This window comes from Ruminococcus flavefaciens ND2009, from assembly GCF_000621785.1.
Taxonomy (GTDB): domain Bacteria; phylum Bacillota; class Clostridia; order Oscillospirales; family Ruminococcaceae; genus Ruminococcus; species Ruminococcus flavefaciens_C.
In genome coordinates, this window is sequence record NZ_KK211348.1 from 441,069 (window position 1) to 447,125 (window position 6,057).

The following is a 6,057-nucleotide window of genomic DNA, read 5'->3' on the forward strand; positions in this document are numbered from 1 at the left end:
AACGCATAAGCGATCCAGGAGGAAAAATATGTATACTAAGAAAAGAGTCGTTGCAATGCTCCTTGCAGGCGGTCAGGGCAGCAGACTATATGCACTGACCAAAAACGTGGCAAAGCCCGCAGTACCTTACGGCGGAAAGTATCGTCTCATCGATTTCCCTCTCTCAAACTGCACCAACTCAGGTATTGACACAGTGGGCGTTCTCACTCAGTACCAGCCCCTTGTGCTCAACGAGTACATCGGAAACGGTCAGCCCTGGGACCTTGATAAAATGAACGGAGGAGTCCATGTGCTCCCTCCCTATGAGACTCAGGCAGGCGCTTCGTGGTACGAGGGCACTGCAAACGCTATCTATCAGAATATGCGCTTCATCGAGCGCTATGACCCCGAGTATGTGGTAGTTCTGGGCGGCGACCACATCTACAAGATGGACTACTCAAAGATGGTGGATTTCCACGTTGCCAACAACGCGGACTGCACTATCTCCGTTATAGACGTTCCCAAGGCTGAGGCTTCACGCTTCGGTATCATGATCTGCGATGACCAGAATCAGGTAACGGACTTCGTGGAGAAGCCCAAGGAGCCCAAGTCTACACTGGCTTCCATGGGTATCTATGTATTCACCTGGGAGAAGCTCCGTAAGTACCTCATCGAGAACGAGAACGAGGCAAATGCAAAGCGCGATAAGGGCGAGCCCTGGTCCAAGGACTTCGGCAAGGACATCATCACCTCAATGCTCCGCGACAAGCAGAGACTCTTCGCTTATGAGTTCGAGGGCTACTGGAAGGACGTAGGAACTCTGGATTCACTCTGGGAGGCAAATATGGACCTTCTCAGCCCCAGTGTGCCCCTGGATCTCTATGATCCCAGCTGGAAGATTTATTCACGCAACAGCAATATGCCTCCTCAGTATGTGGGCGACAACGCCAACATCGAGAACTCCATGATCTCCGAGGGAAGCACTATCGACGGTACCGTTGACTTCTCCATACTGTTCTCCGGAGTTACCATTGAGGCAGGCGCTACCGTAAACTACAGCATCATCATGCCCGGCACCGTTATCAAGTCCGGGGCTGTGGTGGAGTATGCCATAGTGGGCAGCGACAGCGTTATCGAGTCACGCGCCCGTGTGGGATCAAGTCCCGAAAAGATCGAAAACAGAGACGACTGGGGCATTGCCGTTGTCGGACATAACGTTACTGTATCTGCTGAAAAGGTCGTAGAGCCCAAGCAGATCATCGGTGAAAATATCTGACGGAGGAATGTTGCTATGAGTGTTAATTATAATGTTTTGGGACTTGTCTTCGCAAGTATGCACGACGCTTATGTCAGTGAGCTGACCAAGCAGAGAACTATGGGTTCCATACCCTTCGGCGGACGTTACCGCCTTATAGATTTCCCCCTTTCAAACTTCGTTCATTCGGGAGTTTCTGAGGTGGGTGTCATCACAAAGTCCAACTACGGCTCACTTCTGGATCACCTGGGTTCGGGACGTGACTGGGATCTTGCCCGTAAAAAGGGCGGACTCCACCTTCTTCCCCCTTACAGCCAGACAGGCGGTATCTATAAGGGAAGACTGGACGCTCTCAACAATATCTGGGGATTTGTTGAGCATTCAAACGCAAAGTATGTCATCATGTCCAACTGCGACGTGGTAACTACAATAAACTTCAATCCCGTGCTGAAGCAGCACATGGAGAATGAGGCTGACATCACCCTTGTTTACAGCAGAGGCGTTTACGACTATGAGAAGAACAAGTGTACAACAGTGCTTGAGTTCGACGGGGACAACAGACTGAAGGACGTTCTGGTGGATCCTCAGTTCTCAGGCGAGTGCAATATCTGGCTGGAGATGTGTATCATCACCAAGGACTTCCTGAAGAAGATAGTCTCCGATGCTGCAAGCAGAAATCAGTTCAGCTTCACCCGTGAGATCCTTCAGGGCAGGAGAGACGATTTCAAGATAATGGGCTATAAGCATGACGGCTTCTTCACAAAGATCGACAGCATACAGGACTACTATCTGGCAAACAGGATGCTGCTTGATCCCGAGAAGAAGAATGCCCTCTTCCGCAAGGATATGCCTGTTCTGACAAAGATCGGCGACAATGGTCCTGTTAAGTACGGACTGGAATCAAACATAAAGGATTCCCTTATTGCTGACGGCTGTATCATTGAAGGAACTGTCATAAATTCAATACTTTTCAGAGGCGTAAAGGTAGGAAAGGATTCGGTGGTCAAGGACTGCGTTCTCCTTCAGGGCACTAAGGTGGGCGAGAATTGCAGTATCTCATCGGTAATTGCCGATAAGAACGTGGAGATAAGCAATGAAAAGGTGCTTACGGGCTCCGAGACATATCCGCTGTATATTGGAAAAGGCGGTAAGATCTGACGGCGGTGATCAAATATGAAAATACTATTTGCTGCCAGCGAGGCTGTGCCATTTGCAGCTTCAGGCGGTCTTGCAGATGTTATAGGTTCCCTTCCGAAGGCTATAAAAAACAAGAGGCATGATTGCAGGGTGGTAATACCCCTTTACAAGTCGGTAAGCCCCGAGCTTAGGGAGAAAATGGTCTTTCTGACCAATATAACCGTAGATGTCTCATGGCGCAAGCAGTACTGTGGGATATTTATGGCTGTCAGGGACGGCATAACCTATTACTTCATCGATAATGAGTATTATTTTGCAAGGGACGGTCTCTACGGCTTCTATGATGACTGTGAGAGATTTGTATTCTTCGACAGGGCTGTGCTTGAAATGCTCAGGTATATCAAGTTCACGCCCGACATCATCAACTGCAACGACTGGCAGACGGCTCTGATACCTGTTTACTATAATGTCTATTATAAGTATCAGCAGGGCTATGACGGTATCAAGACGGTCTACACCATCCACAATATCGAATATCAGGGCAAATACGGAAAGGAAGTCCTCAGTGAACTCATGGGCATTCCCATGTACAATGCGGGACTCCTTGATTATGACGGCTATGTCAATATGATGAAGGGAGCTATCGAGACCTGTGACATGATAACTACGGTCAGCCCCAGCTATGCCTGGGAGATACTTGACCCGTGGTACGCTCACGGTCTTGACAGGATACTTGTCACCAAGCAGTATAAGTTACGCGGGATCATGAACGGCATAGATACCAAGCTTTACGATCCTTCCAAGGATAAGGCTATCGAGGCGAACTATTCTTCAAAGAAGCTCGAGGGGAAGGCGAAGTGCAAGGCGGCTCTCATATCAGAGCTCAGACTGGCTGAGGGCGATGAGCCCATAATCGGCATAGTCACTCGTTTTGTCCGCCACAAGGGCATAGACCTGATACGCTGTGTCTTTGAGGAAATGGTCCACGACGGCATAAAGTTTGCTGTGCTGGGAAGCGGTGAGAAGATCTACGAGGATTTCTTCCTTGAGATGGCTGCAAGATACCCCGAGAGGGTGTCTGTCACTATCGGATTTATCCCCGAGCTCTCCAGAAGGATATACGCGGGTGCTGATATGTTCCTCATGCCTTCGCAGAGCGAGCCCTGTGGACTTGCACAGATGATAGCCATGAGATACGGAACAGCTCCTATCGTCCGCGAGACGGGCGGTCTCAGGGACTCTGTCCGCGACAACGGCGGCGAAAACGGCAACGGTTTCACCTTCAAGACCTATAATGCCAACGATATGCTTGATGCGGTCAAGCGCGCGTGGAACGATTATAACGATAAGGAAAGGTGGAACGAGCTGATCGTTCGCATGATGGAGTGCGACCACAGCTGGTCGGCGTCTGCCGATCTCTACATCGAGACCTATAAGAAGGTGCTGGCGGCTGACTGAGCTGCACACATAAAAAATACAGAGTCACAGTTTCAGTGCTGTGGCTCTGTTTTTGTTTTTTCAATATTATCGGGAATGTCGCCAATGTCAAAATCCACCTTTTCGGGCTTGCAGGCGAGTACCTTGTTTTTAGGTATATTGCAGAATATCTCCACAAGGTCGCTGTCCAGCTGAGTGCCTGCAACGCTTTGCATTATCTCAAGGGCTTCCTCATAGGTGCGGGGCTCCTTGTATGAGCGCTTCATGGTAATTGCTGAATATGTATCGGCGACGGCGATTATACGGGAGGCGTACGGGATACGCCAGCCCTTCATACCGTGATAGCCTGTTCCGTCCATATGCTCGTGGTGGTAGAGTATCCATGGGAAAACGTGACGGAATGACTTCAGGGGCTCAAGTATCTTCACGCCGATGTCGGGGTGCTTTTTCATTACCTGCCACTCCTCGTCGGTGAGCTTTTCAGGCTTGTTGAGTATTACCTCGGGAACTCCAAGCTTTCCCACATCGTGCATAAGTGCTGCGTACTCAAGGCTGACGGGATTGATAAGCCTTTTCTTTGGCGAGGGGATATACTCATAAAGGAGCATGGTCAGATTCTGGACATGGCGGCTGTGACCGTTGAGGTTGGGGTCTCTTGCATCTATGACACCGATAAGGACCTCGGCTATGTCGATGCTTCGTTCTTTTGTCCTGTTCATGAGCATAAATGTTATGGTCAGCATTATAGCAACAAATATACTGCCGCCGAAAAGTATGCCTGCAATGACGATGTCAGGCTTGCCCTTGAATGTAACAAGGAGATAGCCCAGCAGGAAGAATATGAGCAGTACAAGTGCGACGTATTTCCATATTCTTACTCTGCCCCTGCCCGCCGAAAGTACATCGCGGAGTGAACGCAGGAACTGAGTATATTTCCATATATTTACCACCATCTGGATTATTCCGACGGCGAGCATAGAGTATATCAGAAATTTCAAACCGCAGCCTCCCCTCTGACACGTCCGAATTGGAATTACTATAATATGATTATAGCACACTGTATTTTAAAATTCAAGGTATAGCGTGAAAAATCAGGAAGAAAAAGTGCTGTGGAACGGGTCGGAGGCTTCCTGACGTTTTTTCATTTTAAGCCAGCTGACAAAGCCGTAGATGTCACTGACAAGGAACATCACAAAGCATATAAGCACGGAGATGTAAGAACTGTCTGTAATTGAGGCAAGAGCCCAGAGAACTATTAACACAACATCGTTTGCGGCGTAAAGCAGGGAAAAGAAAGCGCTTCTTCGGAAGGTCAGGTAGACTGCGGCAAAGCTTGTGGTGACGGAAACTATGCTGGGGATAAGGTTAGCAGTATTGAAATGACGGAGAATGAAGTAAAAAATGACAGTGACTATCATGGTAAGCAATGACATAAAGGCAATTTCAAGCCGGCTGAGATGATTTACCCTAACCTCCGCATTACCCTCTTTAAAAGGATTGCGAAGCCATGAAATAAGGGCAAAAAGTGCCATAGGAGCAGTCATTCCGAGGTATGTTATCATCTCGCCGTAATAGCGGAATGAAAAGGAGAAATAGCCGTAAACAGCGGCGAAGAAAAGCATGAGCAGCTGCCCGAGAGGGTGTCCCTTTGCATTTATGATAATAGAGGTCACTCCGATAACCGAAGCGGCAAGAGTAAGGAGATTCGTCCTGTCAAAGATAAGAAAGGAAACTGTTATGAAAAGCATTGCCGCGCTCCATATAGAATAGTCAATAATGGTGAGGGAGCTGAAAAGCTGTTTTAGCTTCATGATAAACCTCCAAAAAAAATAGCACTTGCTCAGTACATCTTCAAAGACCTAACGATGTACTTAACAAATGCTCTGCATTTCTACCCGGTGGCAGTAACAATATTATATCACATGGAGTGGGAAAGTGCAAGTGAAAAAAGGAAACAAGTACCGAAATAAAATGAGGAGGAGACGGAAAAACCCTGTTTATAGGGGAATGAAAGGGTTTTTCAAAGCTAATCGGTTATTTCGTACAAAAAAATGGTGAAAATGCTTTCAATCTTTGGTTTGACAAATCGTGAAACAGGTGGTATAATATAATCACTGTCCGACAGGGAAGCGAAAGCGGACGAGCGAAAAAAATTCAAAGAAATTTGAAAAAAGAGCTTGACAAACCTGAAGGAAAGTGATATAATAGTTAAGCTGTCTCGAAGAGAGATAGCGAAGACAGCATCTTGA

5 protein-coding genes are annotated in these 6,057 nt (G+C 47.8%); 3 read left to right on the plus strand and 2 right to left on the minus strand.

Annotated elements, in window-relative coordinates:
• Nucleotides 1-28 precede the first annotated feature (28 nt).
• Genes T488_RS0114830 through glgA form a run of 3 tightly spaced genes read left to right on the plus strand, consistent with a single transcriptional unit; the run spans nucleotide 29 to nucleotide 3,829 of the window.
• The gene (locus T488_RS0114830) at nucleotides 29-1,255 is read left to right on the plus strand and encodes a glucose-1-phosphate adenylyltransferase (RefSeq protein ID WP_028521477.1); all 1,227 of its coding nucleotides are present in this window, start codon (nucleotides 29-31) and stop codon (nucleotides 1,253-1,255) included.
• 15 nt (nucleotides 1,256-1,270) lie between these two features.
• Nucleotides 1,271-2,392 (plus strand): glucose-1-phosphate adenylyltransferase subunit GlgD, encoded by a 1,122-nt coding sequence (gene glgD, locus T488_RS0114835; protein ID WP_028521478.1) that lies wholly within the window; start codon nucleotides 1,271-1,273, stop codon nucleotides 2,390-2,392.
• 15 nt (nucleotides 2,393-2,407) lie between these two features.
• Nucleotides 2,408-3,829, plus strand: coding sequence for a glycogen synthase GlgA (gene glgA, locus T488_RS0114840; RefSeq protein WP_028521479.1), 1,422 nt, complete (start codon nucleotides 2,408-2,410; stop codon nucleotides 3,827-3,829).
• A gap of 32 nt (nucleotides 3,830-3,861) precedes the next feature.
• On the opposite strand, the gene T488_RS0114845 is transcribed toward glgA, so the two are convergent.
• Both T488_RS0114845 and pnuC read right to left on the minus strand, forming a co-directional pair.
• Complete coding sequence (locus tag T488_RS0114845; RefSeq protein WP_242838361.1) at nucleotides 3,862-4,806, minus strand: HD-GYP domain-containing protein; 945 nt, start codon at nucleotides 4,804-4,806, stop codon at nucleotides 3,862-3,864.
• Nucleotides 4,807-4,899: 93 nt separating this feature from the next.
• Nucleotides 4,900-5,619, minus strand: a complete 720-nt coding sequence (gene pnuC / locus T488_RS0114850) for a nicotinamide riboside transporter PnuC (RefSeq protein WP_051536507.1) — start codon at nucleotides 5,617-5,619, stop codon at nucleotides 4,900-4,902.
• Between the last annotated feature and the right edge of the window lie 438 nt (nucleotides 5,620-6,057).